This window comes from Pseudoalteromonas sp. T1lg65 (assembly GCF_051930985.1).
Classification (GTDB): Bacteria; Pseudomonadota; Gammaproteobacteria; order Enterobacterales; family Alteromonadaceae; genus Pseudoalteromonas.
In genome coordinates this window covers 1,809,565-1,832,075 of the sequence record NZ_CP196837.1, presented here as the reverse complement: position 1 = coordinate 1,832,075, position 22,511 = coordinate 1,809,565, and the positions used below count along the sequence as shown (strand labels likewise).

Annotated in this window: 19 protein-coding genes; 5 read left to right on the top strand and 14 right to left on the bottom strand. The window is 42.1% G+C overall.

Features of this window, described 5'->3' with window-relative positions; genetic code table 11:
* Window positions 1-206 precede the first annotated feature (206 nt).
* Window positions 207-731 (bottom strand): YaeQ family protein, encoded by a 525-nt coding sequence (locus ACSLBF_RS07835; protein ID WP_440056046.1) that lies wholly within the window; start codon window positions 729-731, stop codon window positions 207-209.
* Window positions 732-882: 151 nt separating this feature from the next.
* Here ACSLBF_RS07835 and ACSLBF_RS07830 point away from each other — a divergent pair, with 151 nt between their 5' ends.
* On the top strand, window positions 883-3,315 hold the full coding sequence (locus tag ACSLBF_RS07830) for a TonB-dependent receptor (RefSeq protein ID WP_440056045.1): 2,433 nt from the start codon (window positions 883-885) through the stop codon (window positions 3,313-3,315).
* 84 nt (window positions 3,316-3,399) lie between these two features.
* Here ACSLBF_RS07830 and upp read toward each other — a convergent pair whose 3' ends face one another.
* The 4 genes from upp to ACSLBF_RS07810 all read right to left on the bottom strand — a co-directional run bounded on the left by upp (window position 3,400) and on the right by ACSLBF_RS07810 (window position 7,375).
* Window positions 3,400-4,032, bottom strand: a complete 633-nt coding sequence (gene upp / locus ACSLBF_RS07825; RefSeq protein WP_440056044.1) for a uracil phosphoribosyltransferase — start codon at window positions 4,030-4,032, stop codon at window positions 3,400-3,402.
* Window positions 4,033-4,043: 11 nt separating this feature from the next.
* The gene (locus ACSLBF_RS07820; protein ID WP_440056043.1) at window positions 4,044-4,592 is read right to left on the bottom strand and encodes an NAD(P)H nitroreductase; all 549 of its coding nucleotides are present in this window, start codon (window positions 4,590-4,592) and stop codon (window positions 4,044-4,046) included.
* Between the two features lie 52 nt (window positions 4,593-4,644).
* The gene (locus ACSLBF_RS07815; protein ID WP_440056042.1) at window positions 4,645-5,349 is read right to left on the bottom strand and encodes an HvfX family Cu-binding RiPP maturation protein; all 705 of its coding nucleotides are present in this window, start codon (window positions 5,347-5,349) and stop codon (window positions 4,645-4,647) included.
* Between the two features lie 64 nt (window positions 5,350-5,413).
* Window positions 5,414-7,375 carry an FAD-dependent oxidoreductase gene (locus ACSLBF_RS07810; RefSeq protein ID WP_440056041.1) on the bottom strand — a complete coding sequence of 654 codons (1,962 nt, stop codon included), beginning with the start codon at window positions 7,373-7,375 and terminating at the stop codon, window positions 5,414-5,416.
* 211 nt (window positions 7,376-7,586) lie between these two features.
* Here ACSLBF_RS07810 and sppA point away from each other — a divergent pair, with 211 nt between their 5' ends.
* A complete protein-coding gene (gene sppA, locus ACSLBF_RS07805) occupies window positions 7,587-9,467 on the top strand; it encodes a signal peptide peptidase SppA (protein WP_440056040.1) in 1,881 nt (626 codons plus the stop codon).
* A gap of 76 nt (window positions 9,468-9,543) precedes the next feature.
* On the top strand, window positions 9,544-10,554 hold the full coding sequence (gene ansA / locus ACSLBF_RS07800; RefSeq protein WP_440056039.1) for an asparaginase: 1,011 nt from the start codon (window positions 9,544-9,546) through the stop codon (window positions 10,552-10,554).
* 69 nt (window positions 10,555-10,623) lie between these two features.
* Here the strand turns inward: ansA and gndA are convergent, their stop codons facing one another.
* A complete protein-coding gene (gene gndA, locus ACSLBF_RS07795; RefSeq protein ID WP_440056038.1) occupies window positions 10,624-11,997 on the bottom strand; it encodes an NADP-dependent phosphogluconate dehydrogenase in 1,374 nt (457 codons plus the stop codon).
* A gap of 547 nt (window positions 11,998-12,544) precedes the next feature.
* On the opposite strand from gndA, the gene pyk reads away from it, so the two are divergent.
* On the top strand, window positions 12,545-13,978 hold the full coding sequence (pyk, locus tag ACSLBF_RS07790) for a pyruvate kinase (protein WP_440056037.1): 1,434 nt from the start codon (window positions 12,545-12,547) through the stop codon (window positions 13,976-13,978).
* Between the two features lie 35 nt (window positions 13,979-14,013).
* On the opposite strand, the gene ACSLBF_RS07785 is transcribed toward pyk, so the two are convergent.
* The 6 genes from ACSLBF_RS07785 to ACSLBF_RS07760 all read right to left on the bottom strand — a co-directional run bounded on the left by ACSLBF_RS07785 (window position 14,014) and on the right by ACSLBF_RS07760 (window position 20,758).
* Window positions 14,014-14,838 carry a LytR/AlgR family response regulator transcription factor gene (locus ACSLBF_RS07785; RefSeq protein ID WP_440056036.1) on the bottom strand — a complete coding sequence of 275 codons (825 nt, stop codon included), beginning with the start codon at window positions 14,836-14,838 and terminating at the stop codon, window positions 14,014-14,016.
* A complete protein-coding gene (locus ACSLBF_RS07780) occupies window positions 14,838-15,908 on the bottom strand; it encodes a sensor histidine kinase (RefSeq protein WP_440056035.1) in 1,071 nt (356 codons plus the stop codon). Before ACSLBF_RS07780 ends, ACSLBF_RS07785 begins: the two co-directional genes overlap by 1 nt.
* A gap of 152 nt (window positions 15,909-16,060) precedes the next feature.
* Window positions 16,061-17,617, bottom strand: coding sequence for a SulP family inorganic anion transporter (locus tag ACSLBF_RS07775; RefSeq protein WP_440056034.1), 1,557 nt, complete (start codon window positions 17,615-17,617; stop codon window positions 16,061-16,063).
* A 120-nt stretch (window positions 17,618-17,737) separates the two neighbouring features.
* The gene (locus ACSLBF_RS07770) at window positions 17,738-18,196 is read right to left on the bottom strand and encodes an Lrp/AsnC family transcriptional regulator (protein WP_440056033.1); all 459 of its coding nucleotides are present in this window, start codon (window positions 18,194-18,196) and stop codon (window positions 17,738-17,740) included.
* A gap of 132 nt (window positions 18,197-18,328) precedes the next feature.
* Window positions 18,329-18,970, bottom strand: coding sequence for an MBL fold metallo-hydrolase (locus ACSLBF_RS07765; protein WP_440056032.1), 642 nt, complete (start codon window positions 18,968-18,970; stop codon window positions 18,329-18,331).
* Window positions 18,971-20,758, bottom strand: coding sequence for a M14 family metallopeptidase (locus ACSLBF_RS07760; protein ID WP_440056031.1), 1,788 nt, complete (start codon window positions 20,756-20,758; stop codon window positions 18,971-18,973).
* Between the two features lie 221 nt (window positions 20,759-20,979).
* Between ACSLBF_RS07760 and ACSLBF_RS07755 the strand changes: the two genes are divergently transcribed.
* Window positions 20,980-21,810 carry an SDR family oxidoreductase gene (locus ACSLBF_RS07755; protein WP_440056030.1) on the top strand — a complete coding sequence of 277 codons (831 nt, stop codon included), beginning with the start codon at window positions 20,980-20,982 and terminating at the stop codon, window positions 21,808-21,810.
* Between the two features lie 70 nt (window positions 21,811-21,880).
* Here the strand turns inward: ACSLBF_RS07755 and rplT are convergent, their stop codons facing one another.
* Both rplT and rpmI read right to left on the bottom strand, forming a co-directional pair.
* Window positions 21,881-22,240 carry a 50S ribosomal protein L20 gene (gene rplT, locus ACSLBF_RS07750; protein ID WP_440056029.1) on the bottom strand — a complete coding sequence of 120 codons (360 nt, stop codon included), beginning with the start codon at window positions 22,238-22,240 and terminating at the stop codon, window positions 21,881-21,883.
* A gap of 15 nt (window positions 22,241-22,255) precedes the next feature.
* Entirely contained in the window at window positions 22,256-22,456 is a 201-nt protein-coding gene (gene rpmI, locus ACSLBF_RS07745) for a 50S ribosomal protein L35 (protein ID WP_023398350.1), read from the bottom strand.
* Window positions 22,457-22,511: the final 55 nt, after the last annotated feature.

The window sequence follows — 22,511 nt, the reverse complement described above, 5'->3', positions numbered from 1 at the left end:
ACAATTACGTCTGTTATCCCCACTTTCCTAATTCGTTGATCAACTTTGAGTCGAAAAAAGCTAGTTGATAACACCGCTATCGCGCTCTGCTAGCGCTAAGGTACCAATCCCCGTGTAGGTAAAAATTTGCTTTTTAGTTGTTATATTTAACACGGTCAGCGGCAGCTTTAGTCTCTAAAATTGATCATATACTGATGGAATGGGTATTAAGCAAATTTGGTAATAGTTGTCGAAATATAATGCGCTCCGTCGGTGACACTAATGGCACCATCCTCAATAACTACGTCCCAATGTAAACTCTTTTCCAACAGCTCAACAAGCTGTTCTACAAACTCTTTACTAAGACTGAATATAGAAAGATTATCAATAAAGAGTAACTGTACAGAGCGCTCTGTGAACCAATGCTCTCCTTCTACACCTAACAGCACCAGTTTAGGATAGAGCTTTGCTAGTCTAGAAACTTCGTCAACTTCTCGCCAGTCAATAAACATCGCAACTTCTATTTCAAAAAAATCATCTTCTATCCACACATCAGGTAAATTTTTGCGACTTCCTTTGTCCCAGTTTACCGCTTTTTCATAAGAAAGCGCGCAAATACCGAGTAGCTTCAAAGCAAAATGGGAAAGGCTTTCTTTAGAAAGCAAAGCAGTAGTAAAAGCTTCTTCGTGGTGACTTTGATGAAATAAGTCAGCCACCTTAATTCTTGCTTTATAAACAAATGGCTTACTCATTAGCTCGTATCCAATGTAGTTTGTAACTTAATTATAGACAGCTTCATTAATACAACAAAGACTAAGTTATAATATAACATTATTGATCTACCGCTCGCACGATGTTACATTATAACAAATCAAACAATAACTCTCACTTTTGGTAGTATTTATGTTTAAGCAGTCCGTTATCAGTAGCGCTATTTTATGTGCATTTAGTGCTTTTCCAGCGATCTCAGCTGAGTTACAAGGCAAGGTGGTCGACGCAAATAACCAACCACTTGCCAATGCGACTATCCACCTTCATGGTAAGAGCAAATCTGTTCAGTCAGACAAAAATGGTTTGTTCACCATAAATATCGACTCAGACGCCCAACTTCACATCTCAAAACCTAATTACCTAGACAGCCGGGTTGAAGTCAATGAGTCTAGCGGCTATGTAAAAGTATCTTTGCAGCCTAGTTCTGTTGAAACGATAGTGGTCTATTCTTCTGCACTACACAAAAACAGCATGGAAATGACCTCTCCTGTCAGTGTTCTAGGTGGTGACGAACTTAAAAACCATGCCAAACCAACACTCGGAGAAACGTTAAAAGGCCAACCTGGTATTAATGCCAGCTACTTTGGCCCAGTTAGTTCAAGTCCTATCATTCGTGGTCTTGATGGACCTCGGGTAAAAATCACCCAAAATGGTTTAGATAGCAGTGATGCGTCTCGCGTAGGTCCAGATCATGCCAACACCAACGATTCACTTGCAGCACAACAGATTGAAGTACTGAGGGGTCCAGCCACTCTATTGTATGGTTCTGGTGCCATTGGCGGTGTTGTAAACGTAGTCGATAACCGCATTCCAGCCGATGTTATTGATGGCTTTCATGGCGCTGCAGAATACAGTCATGATACAAACTCCAACACCAATACCTATGCCGCCCTATTAGAAACGGGAAAGGAAGGATTCAACTTTCATTTTGACGGAGTTAAGCGTAGAGGACATGATTATGAAACACCACGCTATGCAGTAATGCCTGAAGAGCATGACGAGCATGAAGAAGAGTCAGAGCACGAGACACATGCAGATGAAGTCAATTATCTGAACACGGTTGAAAATACCTTCCTTGATTCTGAACAGGTTAACTTTGGGACGAGCTTTGTCGGTAATCATTTAACTATTGGCGCTTCATTTGGCCGTATAGAAACAGATTATGGTATACCTGCACACTCACACATAGGCCACGATCATGGTCATGATGAACACGGTCATGACGAACACGAAGACGCTGAAGACTCACATGATAACGAAGAAGAACATCACGATGAGTCAGTGTTTGCAAAAGTCAAACAAGACAGGTTCCAAACCCGCTTAAACTATGCAATTCATAGTGATTGGCTTGAATCTGTAAGTATCCAAGCCGGTTTCACCGATTATGAACATGCTGAAATTGAAGCCGGTGAAGTTGGAACCGTTTTTAAAAACGATACGAGCGAACTTCGAGCATCATTAGAGCACCGCTTTGGTCAATGGCACGGCACCATTGGCTATCACTATAGCGACAGCGACTACCGAGCTGATGGAGAAGAAGCTTTTACGCCTTCTACCAAAACCGAAACTCATGCGCTCTATTTACTAGAAGAACGTAAATTTGATCAGTTTACCATTGAGTTAGGCGCAAGATTTGAAAATTATGAGTTAAATAGCGCTATTGAAGAAAGCCATGATTCACATGATGAGCATGATCACGAAGAAGTCACTGACACTAAGCACTATTTGCTTGAAATGGACAATCTGAGTCTATCGGTTGGCGGTGTATATGATTTTTCGGAAGGTCAAAACATAGCAGTTTCGTTATCTCGTTCCGAACGTGCACCGCTGACAGCCGAGCTACTTTCGAATGGCGTACATATAGCGACTAGCACCTATGAACTTGGTTTAGGGTATGACATTGAAAATGGTGTTGCTCATTTTGAACCTACCAACATAAAACAAGAAACCGCCAATAACCTTGATATTAGTGTTCGTAAATTCTCTGGTGACTTTGGTTATACAGTTAACCTATTCTATAACGATATCGAAAACTTCTACTATCAATCTTTGACAGATCTAATGTTCACAGGAGAACATGGCCTTGAAACCGCTGATCATTTCCATGAAGGTGCACTTCCGGTGTTCAAATTTCAAAGTCAAGACGCGAAACTTTACGGCTTAGAGTTCGATGCGCATTATAAACTTTCTGACTCATCACGTATCAAGGTCTTTGGTGATTCGTTGACTGCGAAACTTGACAATGATGACTACTTACCGCGTATTCCAAGCAATAAGTTAGGTATTGATTATCAATACAATCAAGGAGCTTTGCTCACTAGTCTGACTGTAACGCACTACTTTGAACAAAAGGATATCGCTAGTTATGAAAGTGCCACGTCTAGCTATACCTTAGTCGACTTAGCTGCAAGCTATGAATTTTCTGTGTCTGGGAGCGACTTGGTGGCGTACTTTAACGCGGACAACCTCACTGATGAGCTGGGTTTTGTTCACAGCTCCTTTATCAAAGAGCAAGCGCCACTGCCCGGCCGTAATTTCCGCTTTGGGATCAGAGGCTATTTCTAAGCCCGAAGATTTTACGCTCTATCACCCTTGGTGATGCTAAAAGCTACTCAACTACGAGTAGCTTTTTTTTGAGGTGCTTTGAGGCTAAGCTTTAGTACCAAAGATTTTATCACCAGCATCGCCCAACCCTGGGATTATGTAACCTTTTTCGTTTAAATGACTATCAAGCGAAGCTGTGTAAATCTCGACGTCAGGATGAACGTCATTAACAGCTTTAACTCCCTCTGGCGCCGCAACGAGTACAATGGCTCTGATAGTTTTGCAGCCTGCAGCTTTTAACATGTCGATTGTTGCTATCAATGAACCTCCAGTGGCCAGCATCGGGTCGACCACCAAAGCCAAGCGTGTATCAATGTGACTCACTAATTTCTCAAAGTAAGCTTCTGGTTGTAGAGTTTCTTCATTCCTCTGCAAGCCAACAACGCTTACTTTCGCTGCTGGAATCAATTGTAAAACTCCGTCCAGCATACCCAAACCTGCTCGCAAGATTGGTACTAACGTTATTTTCTTGCCATTAAGCCGTTTTACCGTTAACTCAGTTCCCTGCCAGCTGTTAATCACCTCATCACGTAATGATAGATCTTTGCTTGCCTCATACGTTAACAAGTTACCAACTTCAGAAACTAGTTCTCTAAACTGTTTGGTACTTATGCCTTGCTCGCGTAACAAGCCCAGCTTGTGTTGTATTAACGGATGATCAATAACATGTAGTGTCATAAGTATTGTCCTTACAATGAACTGAAAAAGTCTTCTGGCTGGTTCCTAACAGGTTTTGTACATTGCACGGTCGGTGTCCCAATATACAGATATCCGACAATCTCATCTTTTTCGTCTATACCCAACAACCTTTTAACTGTAGGACTTTGTGCAAAATATCCAGTTCTCCACACACCTGACAACCCTTGCGCGAAAGCAGCTTGTTGCATAGCGAAAACACTACATCCCGCGCTTTCGATTTGCTCGATACGAGGAACCTTTGGGTGCTCTTGAAAAGGGGATATTGCAATGATTAGCATTGGCGCGCGTTCAGGTAGTGACTTAGCTCGTTCAATCGTACGCTGATCTTGTGCCTCTTCAACTGCTGCTTGATGATAAATTTCACCAAGTTTAGTTCTGGCTTCTTCCTCTACCAAAATAAAGCGAAATGGCTTTAGCCCACCATGGTCCGGTACTTTCAATGCTGCTTTTTTTATAACCTCGAGCTGTTTTGGAGTTGGTCCTGGGTACGACAAGTTGCTGTCCGATTGTCGTGTTAAAAGAAGTTCAATTGCGTCCATTTACTGTCTCTTAATGTTCATTTTTAGTGTCATAGTTGAAGAATATCATTGTTCACCTTGACTGCTCTAGCTTTGCTTTAAGTCGTAACTTACTAAGCCAATAGTCCACACTGACATAACGGCCTCCGCCGACAAAAAACAACACCAATAACAATACAAAGTAAGTCGCCGAAAACTCAATGCCATTATTTAAAATAACGATATTCCCTTTTTCAAATAGGTATTCGGGAAGCCCATTTTCAGCAACAATCTGATTTATTCTATCCAGTCTTTCTTTTGCTTCGATACTGTTTTGCAAACTCTCTTCTGCGCTTTCAAAGCCAAACCACGCAAAAACTTTAGCTGCGCTGGTATCAGGATTTGTCGGAGCTACTGCAAACCAACCATTCTCCAGATGAACAGTTGTCGCCGCGACTAACATAGTGATCATCAGCGGAATAGATACCAGCCGAGTTAGCAAACCGAAAAAGAGTAACCAACCTCCAAGAAACTCACTCCATGCAGCCATAAAAGCAAGCATGTCAGGAAAAGGTAATCCAAGTCCCCACTCACTATTTGCAAACCAAGCAACGACATTTGGGTCTGCTTGTAGTCGCTCAAAAAAGCTGGCTTGTGGATTATTTAAGTTTAACTTGCTATATCCAGCGACGATCATCACAGGAGCAAGGATCAGACGGATCAATAACGACGGCAACCCGTCTAAACATTGGGTTTTGTGGATGAGTTTTTGGTAATTGTTATACAGGTAGGTTAACATCTAGCGGCCTCGATGACACATGAAAGTTATCATTATAGACCGCCAGACATAGGTAGTTATTTCACTATATTGCTCTTGCGACTTGTAGCGCCTCGTAAATTGCTCGCTTAGCGTCAATTGCCGATGCGAGTTTCGCCCCACCGATTACATGCATATTTTGCGGCATTGACTCGCGATTAAACAAATCATCATTGGATACTTGACCAATACAAGCGACCACTGTATCCACATCAAGCAGCTGAGTCTCACCCGCCACTTTTACTGTCAATCCTTTGTTGTCAAACGCTACATATTCACATTCGGCAATTTGTTCGACTTTGTGATGTTTCGCAACAGCACGATGGATCCAGCCGGTGGTCTTTCCAAGGTCAGCTCCGAACCTACCAGGTGAGCGCTTCAACATATAGAATTTACGCTGTTCTGCTGAGGGTTTAGGTTGGCACTCGATCCCCCATTGAGATTTGAACGCGTCAATACTTTGATTACGTTGTTCAGTTAAAAACGCGACCATATCAAAGCCGATACCACCCGCGCCCAGAATTGCAATTTTTTCACCTAGTTCAACTTCACCACGGATCACTTCATCATAGGCAAAGACTCGTTTACCATCAGAACATTGGATATTTGACATCCTAGGTCTCACACCTGTAGCAAACACCACATCATCAAATTCATCAGCCATCGATTGTTCAAAAGCTGTATTTAATTCAAGCTCGACACCTAGTCGCGCATTTTCACTGACATAGTAGTTCAACGTATGTTGGAAATCTTCTTTACCAGGTATTCGCATTGCTAAATTAAATTGCCCCCCTAATTCTGAAGCCTTATCTATCAATTTTACTTTGTGTCCCTTGGTGGCCAAGTAATAGCTAACTGATAGCCCAGCGGGGCCGGCCCCTACAACCAATACCTTCTTACGCTTTGTCGCTTTTTGTAGCGGGTAGTCAAGCTCAAAGCCAGCTTGTGGGTTTACTAAACACGTAGCACGTTTTCCTTTGAATACCTGATCAAGACAACCTTGATTACAACCAATACAAATATTGATTTGTTCGCTACGCTGTTGTTGATACTTATTAAAGAATTCAGGATCTGCCAACAGTGGTCTTGCCATTGAAATCAAGTCTGCGTCGCCTTTTGTTAGAATATCGTTCGCCAAATCTGGCGTGTTAATTCTATTTACTGCGATCACAGGAATATCAACTACTTGTTTTAAGCGTTTGGATGCTTCTCGATAAGCACCTGGCGGTACCATTGAAGCAATCGTTGGTACTCTCGCTTCATGCCAACCAATACCGGTATTGAGAACGTCAACGCCCGCTTCTTGTAGAGCTTTGGCTTGGCGTGTTACTTCTTCTGGTGTCGACCCGTTTGGAATTAGGTCCATCACTGATAGCCGGAAAATAATCATAAAGTTATCACTGACCGCGGCTCGAACCGCTGTAACAATCTCGACAGCAAAACGCATTCTATTTTCTAACGAGCCGCCGTACGCATCAGTACGTTTGTTGGTATGGTTAGCCATAAACTCGTTGATCAAATATCCTTCCGAACCCATGATTTCAACGCCATCATAGCCCGCTTTCTCAGCTAACTTAGCTGATTTAGCAAAGTCCTTTATTGTTGATTTGATGGCACTTATTGACATAGCCTTAGGTTTATAAGGATTGATAGGCGCTTTTATGGCACTAGGTGCGGTATTAAAGGGATGATATGCATATCGACCAGCGTGTAAAAGCTGCAAGCAGATTTTACCACCATGTTTGTGCACCACATCGGTGTATGCTCGGTGTTTTATTACATCGTAAAGGCTGTTAAATGACGATGATATAGGCGTTAGTTTACCCCGTATGTTCGGACTATATCCTCCGGTAATGATCAACCCTACTCCGCCTTTGGCTCTGGCTTCATAAAATGCAGCTAGCCTTTTCCTGTTGTGCCAGCCTTCTTCTAGGCCGGTGTGCATTGACCCCATTACGAGTCTATTTCTCAATTCGGTGTGTTTAAGTTTTAGTTGTTGTTCTAACATTCGCCGCCCCAATATACTGGTCTTACCTGTGAACATTAACGTTTTTTTATTATTTGGCAAGCCCCACTGACAAAGATTTTAGATTAGCCTTTGAAACTTGGCGTAAAAATGAGCACATAAATACTTCGTTACGTTTTTCCTGTACCTATACATCATGTGCTGGTATATGATTAAATCAGAAGTTATACCGAATAAAACATGAAGGTGCGTTTTGAAGTTTATTGCAAATATATTTAAAGGTCTTTGGGCTACCTTAAACTTTTCCAGAAGGTTACTACTGAACCTAATATTTCTGTTCATATTTATCGCGATAATTATCAGTTTGTTTTCAGGTGAGGACGACGTCACTATCGAAAATAACAGTGCGTTAAGATTGAACCTATCTGGATCTTTGGTCGAAGAATTAACCTACAGAGAACCTGTTGATGCTGCTTTCGAAGATGCTATAGGTGATCAAGATCGGCCGATGGAAATCTTAATCGATGACGTCATCAAGGTAATCAATAAAGCCGCAAAAGATGATCGTATTCAGGTCATGGTACTTGACCTGCAGAGTATGCATAGCTCGCATCTAGATAAATTACGCGACGTGGTTAATGCTGTCGAACAGTTTAAAGCAGCAGGTAAAAAGGTGTATGCACACGGCGCATATTACACTCAAGCTCAGTACTTTTTAGCTTCTGCTGCAGACGAAATTGCACTACATCCGTACGGTGCAATTAAAATGTCAGGCTTTGGTATGTACCCTCTTTATTTTAAAGACGCACTAGACAAGCTGAAAGTGAACCAGCATATTTTCCGCGTTGGTACTTATAAATCAGCAGTCGAACCATATATCCGCAACAATATGTCTGATGCCGCAAAGGAGTCAAATCTAGGCTGGCTTAACCCGCTTTGGGATCAATATAAATCAGAGGTCGCACAGCGCAGAAGCTTCGATGTTGCTAACTTTGACGAAACGCTTGCCGCGTTAGAAAACAAAATGGCATCAGCCAATGGTGATTCTGCGGTTTACGCACTGAGCAATAGCTGGGTCGATAAACTCATGACGAGTCAAGAGTTCACCAACAAAATGATTGACGAAGTAGGTAAAAACAAGTCAGGTAAATCATACAAGCAAGTCAGCTTCAAACAATACAAGGCTACGCTACCGCCAAAAATGCTGGCAGAGAATCCTATCACCGAAAAAGTGGCTGTTATCGTCGCAAGAGGTCAAATCTCGGATGGTAAGCGTAAAGCTGGTGCAATCGGCGGTGACTCAACCGCAGCGCTACTAAGAAAGGCACGTTTCGATGACAAAGTGAAAGCGGTTGTTTTAAGAATCGATTCCGGCGGTGGTAGTATGTTTGCCTCTGAAATTATTCGCAATGAAGTATTAGCGATTAAAGAATCAGGCAAACCGATTATCGCGTCAATGGGTTCAGTAGCTGCTTCAGGTGGTTATTGGATTGCTGCATCTGCCAATGAAATATGGGCTTCTCCTAGTACGATTACAGGTTCAATCGGCGTATTTGGCACCATAATGACGTTTGAAAAATCTTTAAACTCTCTAGGGGTGTATTCTGATGGTGTAGCCACCACAGAAATAAAGGGACAAAGTACAGTACGTGGAATTGACGAGAAGATGGCAAATATCATCCAAATGGGTGTTGAAGATGCCTATGACAAGTTTATTTCTATGGTTGCCCAGGAGCGTAACTTAACGAAGTCAGCTGTCGACGAAATCGCCCAAGGTCGTGTATGGCTGGCTACACAAGCTAAAGAGTTCGGCTTAGTCGATAAACTGGGCAGCAAAGCTGATGCCATTAAAGCAGCAGCCGAACTGGCTAATCTTCAACATTATGATGTAATTACGATCGAGCAAGAGCTAACTGAACAAGAGAAGTTTATGAAGCAAATTCTTGGTACATCAACTGCTAAAATGGCGTTACAAGCAGTGCTTCCAGAGCAAAGCGTGCTACTTGGTAACTCTTTAGGTAGCTTATCTGATGTTCGAGAGCAAATAGAGTCACAAGCGAAAATGATTAACCAGTTTAATGACCCGAATAATATCTATTCTATTTGTCTAACTTGTGAAGTGACCATTAATTAATTTGGTACAGTAAAGATACTGCAATTGTGATGCTGCAGTTGTTATAATTAGCCCAGAAATCATTCTGGGCTTTTTTATGAAAAGAAAAAAAATATATATCGCTTATACCGGTGGTACTATTGGTATGAAGCAATCGAGCAGAGGCTATGTTCCTGTTGCAGGTTATCTCACTGACACAGTTAAGAACAACGCGGAATTTACCCGAGAAGAAATGCCACTGTTCGATATCCATGAATATTGCCCACTTATTGACTCCTCTGATATGTCACCACTGCATTGGCAATTAATTGCAGACGATATAAAAGCAAAGTATCAAGATTACGATGGTTTTGTCGTGTTACATGGCACAGACACGATGGCCTATACCGCTTCTGCATTGTCATTCATGTTTGAGAATTTAACCAAGCCAGTAATTGTCACGGGCTCACAAATTCCACTATCTCAACTTCGCTCAGATGGTCAGGTGAATTTACTCAATGCAATGTATTTGGCTGCGAATTATCCCATCGCTGAAGTGAGTTTATTCTTCAATAACAAACTCTATCGTGGCAACCGCGCAATTAAAGCGCACGCTGACGGATTTGATGCGTTCGCGTCACCAAACCTCCCGCCACTTGCCCAAGCTGGTATCAGTATTCAGCTAAGAGAAGGAAAGTTGAGTCCGTATGTGGAACAAAGCCTACAAGTGACAAAAATATCACCACAACCGATCGCGGTGTTGCACCTATATCCCGGTATTTCAACCAGTATTCTACGTAATCTAATGCAAGGTGATATCAAAGCGCTTATTTTACTGAGTTTTGGCGTTGGCAACGCGCCACAAGACGAAAACTTTTTAGCCGAGCTTAAATCTGCCAGCGACAATGGCGTTGTGATTGTGAACTTGACTCAATGTATTCAAGGTAAAGTAAACATGGGGGGTTATGCGACAGGCAACGCATTGCTCAATTGCGGCGTGATCAGCGGCTACGATATGACTCTGGAAGCTTGTCTGACTAAATTACATTACTTATTTAGTCAAAAGCTTGAATTAGAGACCATACGCCACCTCATGCAAGACAACCTAAGAGGTGAATTAACCCGTTAGCCAGCTGCCCTTGGCAAATATCAGGTAAAATAAAAGCCGCTGTCTCGCGGCTTTTTGCTTACTCTTTGATTATCTCACTTTGGCATCAATTTCGACCAAATCAGTTAAGTGGCACATTTCGCCACTATGGGTTTTTATTCCATGTTCCCCAAAATAATCACGCTGTGCTTGTACCAAGTGACCATTGCTGGGAGTGCTCAATGTAGCAATGTAGGTTTGTGTTGCAGATAACACAGGAAATGACAAACCTGTCGCCATCGCCTTTGCTGCAACACTGCGCAATGCTTGAGATTCATGGTCCAGAGTATCTATAAACTCAACCCCTTGGGCTATATCATCTAAGTAATCCGCACGAATAATACAGCCAGCACGCCAAGTTTGTAGTGTTTTATTTAAATCCACTTTCCATTGGTGAGAGCGAGAGGCACCTTTTATTAATGCCAATCCCTGTCGATAGCAAAGCAAGCTGGCAAAGTAAAAGGCCGACTTCAACTCTTCTAAATCGACTTCTATTTGCAATGTTGATTTATTAGCATAAGTCATTTCTTTCGCTGCAGGTGTATCAATAGTGTTGGTTAGATGACGTGCTTGAACCGCCGCCACAAGAGAAGGTACTGCTATCCCCAACTCTAACGCATTTTGCGCAGTCCAAAGTCCAGTTCCCTTTGCCCCTACTTTGTTGTCAATGAGATCAACCAACGATTCGCCTTGCTCAGTCTCTAAACTCAATATATGACTTGATATTGCAAGTAGATAGCTATTTAGATTGCCCTCTGACCAAGACTCAAAAATCTCAGCTACTTGCTTAGGTGTACGTCCAGTACCAAGACGTAATAGTTGATATAGCTCAGCAATTAGTTGCATCAAGGCATATTCGATGCCGTTGTGTACCATTTTTACAAAATGGCCACTGGCAGATTGGCCAACACGCGCAAAACAAGACTCACCGTTATAACTGGCTGCAACCTTCTCAAACCAAGGTTCGATCCGCTCCCATCCACCTTCAGAACCACTCGCCATCATAGCTGGACCATGGCGCGCGCCTTCGGCACCACCTGAGATTCCCATCGTCGCAAACTCAAATTTGTTTTGATATTTAAGCTTGCGGTCAATACCATCTTTATAGTTGCTGTTGCCACAATCAACGATGATATCGTCTTTACTCGCACCCGCTTCAACTAGGTCACTACATACTTTGTCAACCAGCTCACCAGCTGGAACCAGCAGCAAAATAGAACGAGGAGTTTCTAATCGTCTGATCATATCACCTAAATCAGACACTATGTGTAAACGCTCTGCCATACCTAACGATTGTGCGCAGCTAATCAACTCCGCTCCGGCTTCAGGGTTTCTGTCATAAGCGACTAAAGTCATCCCCTTTTCTATTAGATTCAGCGCGAGGTTTTTACCCATCACACCCAAACCAACTAATGCAACCTGCATTTGGTTTCCTCCTCGGTAACATCAAAACTTTATGCGTTCGTGTTTATCAATTATACCTTATCCCAATCGAGTTAAATATTTAATCAGCTTGAGTGGCCAATTGGACGGCAATAGCGTCCATAATCGTTCCTCTCGAGTGACTCGATATTTAGTTACAATCAGTAGCTACGAGTTCAATTCACTAGCGAGACACACTTTTCGCTAATCTTTAGTATGGAAAACACTCATACTATTCACTCGAGCTAGGTAGTTAACAACTTGGTATGTCACAATATGTCAGATGTCAGTAAATTAAAAAGTCATTCTCAATGACAAAAAACACTTCAAGAATTTGCACGTTGACGCCTACTGACACCGGTGTCATAATGATGACATATAGATCATATAACTTAATCAAAGTGTAAAAAAGAGCTAACAGGCAAAACTTTGCGGTTTATTTAGTTATATTGTGATTTTTAACTCAGCTTGTACAAATAACCAGCAAAATGCTATTTTTTGCACAACAACTATTCCAGCAAACTTTTGGACAAGCCAACAGGAGAATCTGATGCTTAGACGCACAAAAATCGTCGCAACCTTGGGTCCAGCCACTGATAGAGATAACAACCTAGAAAAAATTATTCGTGCTGGCACCAACGTAGTCAGACTTAATTTCTCACATGGAGTCGCACAAGATCATAAAGACAGAGCCAACGCGGTTAGAGAAATTGCCGCGCGATTGGGAGTTAACGTTGCGATTCTAGCCGACTTACAAGGTCCAAAAATTCGCGTTTCCACTTTTAAGGATGGTAAAGTCAACCTAGAAGTCGGTGCAAAGTTCACACTTGATGCCAAAATGGAACCCGGCCAAGGTAGCGTAGAAGCCGTCGGTATTGACTATAAAGAATTACCCAATGATGTAATGCCGGGCGATCTACTGCTTTTAAATGACGGTCTTATTCAATTAACCGTGGATAATGTTGAAGGTCATTTAGTTCACACCACTGTAAAAGTTGGTGGTATTTTATCAAATAATAAAGGTATTAACCGTTTAGGTGGTGGTTTGACAGCACCTGCATTTACCGAAAAAGATAAAGAAGACCTAATTACCGCGACCGAAATTGGCGTTGACTACATTGCCGTGTCATTTCCAAGAAGTGGTGACGACATGCGCTATGTACGCAGTCTCGCTGAAAAAGCAGGTTCAACCGCACAACTACTTGCAAAAATTGAACGAGCTGAAGCTGTTGAAAGTGCAGAAGCCATTGACGATATCATTTTGGCATCTGATGCAGTGATGGTAGCGCGTGGTGATCTGGGTGTTGAAATTGGCGATGCAGCCCTCGTTGGCAAACAAAAGCAAATTATCAGCCAAGCACGCTCTCTCAACCGTACCGTAATTACTGCGACACAGATGATGGAGTCAATGATTGATAACCCTATGCCTACTCGCGCTGAAGTGATGGATGTTGCAAACGCAGTCCTCGACGGGACGGATGCAGTAATGCTTTCGGCTGAAACAGCGGCTGGTGATTACCCTGAACAAACCGTTGCGACCATGGCGCGCGTCTGTTTAGGGGCAGAGTCACAACCACAAACGCATATCTCAAAGCACAGATTAGATAGCCGCTTTGCTGACACCTGTGAAACCATTGCACTTTCAGCTATGTACGCCGCTAACCACTTGGATTCGGTAAAAGCTATTGTGGCACTGACAGAGTCAGGAAATACTGCAAAATTAATGTCAAGAATAAGCTCAGGACTGCCTATTTACGCGCTTTCAAGACATCAATCAACGCTTGGTCAAGCGTCTTTATACCGTGGTGTATATCCGGTTTATTTCGACTCAACTAAATGCAACGAAGACTCGACAGTTCGTGAAGCATTAGCGACATTGGTTGAAGCCGGATCTCTAGAGCAAGGCGATACAGTGATCATCACTCATGGTGATAAGATGGAAACGATCGGTGCAAGCAACACCTTAAAAATCGTGACCGTATAAAAATTGAAAACTAGGTAGCAATTGCTGCCTAGTTTCTAGCTGGCTAAGGCTGCTTTAACTTTATCGCGGTAGCTTCTGCTTACCTTCAGCTCCTGACCATTTTCCAACACTAATAAATACTCACCACTGCTTTGTGTAACTAGCTTACTGATTTGTTTGGTATTTACGATTGCTGAACGGTGGACTCTAACAAACAATGCTGGATCTAACTCACTTTCTAAGTCTTTCATTGTCTTTCTCAGAATATGAGTTTGACCATCGCTGCAATGCAAACACATGTAGTCACCCGCTGCATCAACCCACTGAATTGAGCTAGTTGCAACACGAATTATTTCCCCCTGCTCCTTCACGGCAATTGATTCAGAGTATTTTTTGTCTTCTAAAGTGTCTCCACTTGCGAGCTTTTTCAGGATTTCTTCACAATTATTACCAGTGATCCCGGCTACAAAACTTGCTAGCTTTTTCTTATGCGCATTATCTTGCTGTGTTTTTAGATAGCTTTGCACTTTATCCACCGCCTGTTTTAATCTGTTGTCATCAACGGGTTTCAGTATGTAATCCAACGCATGAATTTCGAATGCCTTAACGGCATACTGGTCAAACGCAGTTACAAACACGATTGCGGGTAATGGCTTGACGCTTTCACTCAGCGCCCGGGCAACTTCAAACCCGTTCATATTCGGCATCTGAATATCTAAAAACACCAAATCAACATCTTGTGATTGGCATAGATCTATTGCCTGTTGACCACTACCACATAGTTCTACAACACTAATCTGTTCATACTCTTTTAAACGAACTGCTAAGCCCTTTCTAGCCAGTGGCTCATCGTCAACGATAAGTGTTTTAATGTTGCTCATTACTTCTTAGCCTTTTCATACGGAACGCGAATATTTACTTTAAAGCCTGTAGGCTCATTATGAGACAGCACAAATGAATAATTGTTCTCATACAATGTGCTAAGCCTATCCTTAGTGTTAGCCAAACCTACGCCTTGTGCATTCACCAACTGACCATCCACGATTTCTGCACCAGGGCCATTGTCACCGACTTCCAAGAGTAGTTCATTAGCAAATACCTGCGCTTTAATCTCGATTTTTCCGCCATGTTCAATGTGCGCAATTGCATATTTAATGCTATTTTCGATAAGCGGTTGCAGTATTAAACTAGGTACAAGTCCCTGCTCGGCTTCTTCAGTGACTTCAAACTCGACCGATAACCGCTCATCGAATCGTACCTTTTCAATTTCCAAATACAACTTCAGTGCATGTAACTCTTGTTCCAAGGGCACTTTTTTTATCGGATCGGTATTTAATGTGTGTCGTAAAAAGTCACTTAACCGAGATACCATTTGGTTTGCATCTTTGTTTTCTTCAACCAAAATCAAGGTTGAAATTGCATTCAAAGTATTGAATAAGAAATGCGGATTCAATTGATATCTAAGCATTTTCAACTGTGCTTCATGCGCCATGGTATTTGCCTTGAGCGCCTTTTGTTTTTCGCTCTGCAATAACTGGTAATATTTAATCCCGAAATAAAGACCGCTCCAGCACAGTACGATATAAACTGAGTCTAAGCCTTGTTGCAGATAGTAAAACCACTCTTCAGGACGATAACCGTGACGATAGATTTCCCAATGGTTAAACTTCTGTACAACAGCCCAAAGCGTGCCTGTTACATAAGATGCTGAAAACACAACCAGCATCAATATCCATGGTGATGAATTCCATATTTTTCGATACAAATAGCGCAACGGCACAGTCATTAAACAACCAGCATAGGCATTTAGAACGATTACGAAGACATAAATATCTCGCATCTCAAAGACTTTTGAACCGATATAATTAACTAAGGCGTAACCTAGCCAACCTACGATTTGGAGTACCCAGAAAAATCTCTGTCTATTATCGACCAGTGATTGCCACTTCAAAATTTATATACCTCTTCCATTGTTACCCGATTATATCTCGACCTGACGTTTTTATTCACTGTTGACGGTCTCACTTTTTAATCGCCCCATCGCAAATAAAAAAAGACACTTAAGTGTCTTTTTTAGAATATCTTAGTATTTAACGTTGATAATCACGCGAGTTTATCCGATGCAACTTTGTAAGTTGGATCTTCAATCACATTCACTTCAACTAAATCTTTAGCTTTTTCTAGTAGTTGTCTGCAATCTTGACTTAAATGTCTGAGGTGTAGCGTTTTTCCTGCTTTAGTGTAGCGCTCAGCCAAGTTATCAATTGCTTCAATCGCACTATGATCAGCCACACGACTATATTTAAATTCAACAATTACATCATTCGGATCATTGTTCACATCAAATAAGTCAGCAAAGTTTTTCACAGAGCCGAAAAATAATGGCCCGTGTAATTCGTATACTTTTGCGCCGTCTTCATCAATATAGTTGCTGGTGTATATGTGCTTTGCATGCTCCCAAGCAAATACCAAAGCGGATACGATTACACCAACACATACTGCGATAGCAAGGTCAGTAACCACAGTAACACCGGAAACCAATACAATCACAAAGGCATCTGATTTTGGTACGCGCTTCATTAGTCTAAAGCTTGACCATTCGAATGTGCCTAGTACGACCATAAACATCACACCAACCAGCGCTGCTAACGGGATCATTTCAATCAAACCTGCAGCGAATAAAATGAAAGCTAACAACAATATCGCCGCAGTAATACCAGATAGACGGCTGCGACCGCCAGAGTTGATATTGATCATTGATTGTCCAATCATCGCACAACCGCCCATTGCACCAAACACACCACAGGTTACGTTCGCAGCGCCTTGTCCAATACACTCTCGGTTACTGTGACCGCGGGTTTCGGTGATTTCGTCAATAAGTGTCAGTGTTAACAAGGATTCAATTAGACCAATAGCGGCAAGTATTAACGCATAAGGGAAAATAATTTTAAGAGTTTCTAGGTTCCAAGGTACATCAGGAATGTGGAATACCGGAAAACCCCCTGCGATGGTCGCATCATCATTGCCCGACATATCTTTCAAATAATCAAGTACGTTTCGAGCATCTAAATCTAAGCCGATTACGATACCTGTTACAACCAAAATTGCTGCTAGGCTCGAGGGCACCGCAGTAGTTAATTTTGGTAGAAAATGGATAATTGCCATCGTTAACGCCACTAGACCACACATAATGTACAGTTGCCCACCTTGCATCCAAGCTAAATTGCCACTGTCGTCAAGGACTTTAAACTGTCCTAGCTGCGCTAGAAATATCACGATTGCCAGTCCATTTACAAAGCCTAGCATCACTGGATGCGGCACCATACGGATGAACTTACCAAGCTTAAAGACTCCTGCCAGTATCTGCAGAACCCCCATGAGAAGCACTGTCGCAAATAGATATTCTACCCCGTGTTCAACTACTAAGCTCACCATGACTACTGCTAAAGCGCCAGTCGCACCAGAGATCATGCCAGGCCTTCCACCTAGAATTGAAGTCACTAAACCGACAATAAATGCCGCATATAAACCCACTAACGGATCGACTTGCGCTACGAAAGCAAAAGCAACAGCTTCAGGCACGAGTGCCAGAGCAACTGTTAACCCCGAAAGTATGTCATTTTTTGCAGAGCTGGGTGCTTTGCTGATCAGATTAAACATCTATATCCTCTGGTCTTAATTGACGTTGAACGGAAAAGCGCTGGATTCTATCAAAATCCAGCGCTTTTAACAAATGGGATACACTATAGGCCAATTACTTGGCGAGGGTATGACAACGTATTAAATTGGCAACGCCGTGCTTCTTTTAACGCAAGTCATGGTGACGTTGGAATGCACTTCTTGAACGTACTCAAGGTTGAGTAAATTATCACGAACGAACTGTTCATAGCCTTCAATTCCGCGTGAGATAATGCGCAACATAAAGTCCATTGTACCAGCCATTGTGTAACACTCAGTGACCTCGTCATAACTCATAATCAGTTTTTCAAATTCAGATAAGTTATTACGTCCATGATTTGAAAGCCTCACATGAGCATAAACAAGCATATCAAAGCCGAGTTTTTTCTCGTCTAAGAGTGCAACTTTACCTTTGATGTAGCCATCTTGTTCGAGCTTGGCAATGCGCCTCCAACATGGTGATTGAGATAAACCTACTTTATCAGCAATTTCAGCTGTGGATAGACTCGCGTCCTGTTGTAATAGTGCCAGTATTTGGCGATCAACTTGATTCAATGACATATTGTATTCTAAATTTTTAGTTAAACTGAAATTGTCGTTTAAAGCGAACACCGAAGTGTTTGGTGTACACAACACCGTGACATTGTTAAGTATTTAACCAGTATACGACTGATTGAACTTTTGTCCTATATGTTAGCCAAAACGACCGCTCATAAATGGGTTCGTTGCTTTTTCTATGCCTATCGTGGTGTTTTCACCGTGCCCAGACAACACTAAAACCTCGTCTCCAAGTGCAAATAACTTATTCTTTATCGATTGTTTAAGTACTTCTGCATCTCCCTTTGGAAAATCAGTTCTGCCTACAGAGCCCTTAAACAACACATCTCCTACAATGACCTGTTTACTATCATCATGATAAAAGCATACATGACCAGGTGTATGCCCTGGACAATGTAAAACTTGCAGCGATAAGTTACCTACCGTGACTAATTCGCCCTCTTCCAACCAACGCGTTGGGATAAAGGCATCATGCTTATCAAAACCAAACATTTGAGATTGCATTGGGAGAGCATCCAGCCAAAACTTATCCTCTACATGTGGGCCGACTATATCAATATCGAGCATGTCGCGTAGTTGTACACTTGCACCAACATGATCTAAGTGGGCATGCGTAAGCAACACCATAACCGGCTCTACACCAAGCTGCTTTACTCGACTGATAATTCTTTGTGTTTCTCCACCAGGATCAACAATAGCAGCTAGTTTGGTTTCGGGACACGCAATAATCCGACAATTTTGCATAAATGGGGTTACGGGTAGCGTCTCTACTAACATCTACTTCTCTCCAAATTCCATCAAAATTGGATATTTTAGGTACGCATTATCATAAAATGGCGTTCTCGCGTAAAGCCATTCCATTCTTGCAGACGGATCATCAGCAAATTGTTTGTCTTCGCGAATTTTTTTATCAAACTCTAATGCCATTGCTGGATTTTGTTTTAACATTTTCCGAGCAAATGGCTCAAGTGCATAATTTTCAACATACTCTGTACGCTGAAATATCGTTGTAAATTCACCCCAAGCGAAAAATGAATCAGGTGCTTCTGGATGTAATAAGTGTGTCGCAAGTTCGCCAAGGGGCTGTGCTGTCTTCACTCGATACCAATTAGGCAACAGCTGCGCTTTTTCGAATGGCGAACGTTCAAACTCTGCTTCAACTCTAAAGCGTCCTTCAAACGGAGCATTAGCAAAGTTGTAAGATTTAATACTTGTCTGCTGTACTTGCTTATCAGCCAACGAAAAATCACCTTGTTCGACTTCGATGCCATGAATTTTTAGCTTGGTCACAATATTGGCGTAAGCAGGCGGGATATAAAATGCCGTCGGTACTTTTACGCTCTTACTGACCACCTTTTGCCAATAAATCGGCAGTTTTTCGTAGTGTTCTGCTTCGCCTAAATATTTTGCTTCAAGTTGGCCCGATATTGCGCTATCGAATTGTTTATATTTTATGCCTTTAAACTGGATGAAATCTGGTTGTTCAGAATATGTTCTTTCTACGACTAGTTCGGTAGGAATAAAGCTTTGTTCTTTTTCCACAGCAGAACGCAATAATTTGCCATGCTCTGCTAGCGCATTAATAACGCCATCCATAAACACATACGTGCCTAGCACTCGTTGTTTGTATGGTTTTAAAGAGTGATTTTCTACCAATATGGTTGGTAAACCTCGCAGATCTCCCCAGCCATTTGAAAACCGAGGTGAAGCCACCCAGCCTGCGATGCCTTTTTTGAAGTCTCTTTTGTCCATCGCAAAAACCAGCGGGCCGGGTATATGGCCTTGCTGCTCAAGCTGCTGGTCAATCATTGGCGATAGTGTAGACTCTAAGACCTCAGCAATTGCAGGGGAATCACTGGCAAAACTTGGATTAAACCCGTAGGTAATGTCATATTGATAATCTGCGCCATCGGTAACATGAACATCAATATAAAGGTCGGGTTTGAACTCGTTAATTACCTTAAGTACCGCTCTTACTCCTTCGGTATCAAGCTTCGTGTAATCTCGATTTAAATTTAAGTTTTTACCATTTGTACGAAACCCCATTACTTTCGGGCCGCGTTGGTTAATTCTGTTGAATTCGCTGCGTCTTTCATGCCCATCAACATTTAGTATGGGAATAAACAGTAAATTAACTTTTGACAAAATATCACGACGTTTACCTGTAGCAATGTCTCTGAGCATCATAAACATGGCGTCTTTGCCATCTATTTCCCCAGCATGGATCCCCGCTTGGATCAATACCGTCGGTTTTTCCGCACTACTAGTTAATTGTGCCGCCCCTTGTTCAGTCGCAACGAGCATTTTTATCTCTCTCCCAGCAGCACTTCGACCAATCACTTTTACACTGAATTGTGTTGGATTAGCAGCGACTAGGCGATCGACAAACGCCATTGTTTGCTCATAATTGGGTGAAACCACACCGCCGCTGAGTTCAAATTCAGTGGTCAAAGGACCTTGCTGCTGCATCAAAGCGACACTTTTTCCTTGCCATGGTTCAAGCGGTGGCAAGTAGTCATTCATTGTAAGTGCAGCGGTAAGCATAAAAACACTGGAATTGATCATATTTCTAAACCTTGAACTGAGACACTGCAATTATATCAATATTTTATCAATCGACTTACAATGTGCGGTGATTCAACAAAAATTTGCATTTAATCACGGTTAAAAGAGAAATTGACTAAGCACCTTGGCATTTTTTATTAGAAAAGTGGCCTTTACCTCTGCTAACGAGGTTAATTTAAGTTGCTTGACTAAGGTGCTTGTTAAAGACAAAGGGTAATGATTTGCTTAAAAAATCCATTCTTATCACAGGTTGTTCAACTGGCATTGGCTTACACTGTGCAAAACAGTTACAACAAGATGGCTTGAACGTCATTGCTTCAGTGCGTAAGACTGAAGATATGGCACAGTTTAAAAGCTTGGATATAAATTGTATTCAATTAGATTTAGACTGTACCGAGAGTATTGAACGTGGTTTTAACGATGCCCTCGCGCTTGCCAATGGAACGCTTTACGCACTTTTCAACAATGGTGCATATGGTCAACCTGGTGCTGTAGAGGACCTCCCGACAACAGCATTAATAGCACAATTTAATACCAATCTATTCGGCTGGCATCACTTAACAAGGCTCGCTGTGAAGCACATGCGCAAACAAGGTACTGGAAGAATTATCCAAAATTCATCAGTGTTGGGGCTAGTTGCCCTGCCGTACAGAGGAGCCTATAACGCCAGTAAGTTCGCACTTGAGGGGTTAACTGATACTTTAAGAATGGAGCTTAGAGACAGTGGCATTCAGGTCAGCCTTATTGAGCCAGGACCTATTAAGTCTGAATTTCGCAATAATGCCAAATCTGCGTTTTTAACCCATATAGACATCGAAACTAGCGCGCATAAAAACGAATACCAAAGTCAGTTAGAACGGTTAGCAAAGCAGAATACAACACAACCGTTTACATTGGGTCCTGAAGCAGTCTACCAAGTATTGCATCACGCACTAACGGCCAAGCGTGCCAAAGCCAGATATTATGTTACTTTTCCGACTTATTTAATGGGCTACTTGAAGCGGGTTTTAAGCACCAATTTGCTGGATAAAGTGCTATTACGTAATCGTTAATATATTTCGGATACTAAAAAAGGAGCCTAGGCTCCTTTTCATCAAGACTAAAAGTCTTTAGCTTCGCTTATTAAGCAGCTAGACCTTCTTTTGCTTTAGCAACTAGTGCTGAGAAAGCAACTTGGTCGTATACTGCGATATCAGCTAGGATCTTACGATCGATTTCAACAGATGACTTTTTAAGGCCATTGATGAAACGGCTGTAAGAAAGACCGTTTTGACGTGCTGCAGCATTGATACGTGCAATCCAAAGTTGACGGAAAGTACGTTTCTTAGCGCGACGGTCACGGTAAGCATATTGACCAGCTTTAGTTACCGCTTGGAAAGCTACACGATAAACGCGTGAACGCGCTCCATAGTAACCTTTAGCTTGCTTTAATACTTTTTTGTGACGTGCACGTGCAACTACACCGCGTTTAACTCTTGCCATTTCTGATATCCTCTATTAAGCGAATGGTAACATACGATCGATTAGGCCTAGGTCATTCTTATGAACCATAGACTTAGCACGAAGGTGAAGTTTACGCTTAGAAGACTTCTTAGTCAGAATGTGACGAAGATGCGACTGTTTACGCTTGTAACCGCCAGAAGCAGTCTTTTTGAAACGCTTAGCAGCGCCTCTGTGTGTTTTTAGCTTATAAGCCATTGCAATAACTCCGAATGATATTGCTTTAACATAAGTAAGCAGGCGGAGCGAACTC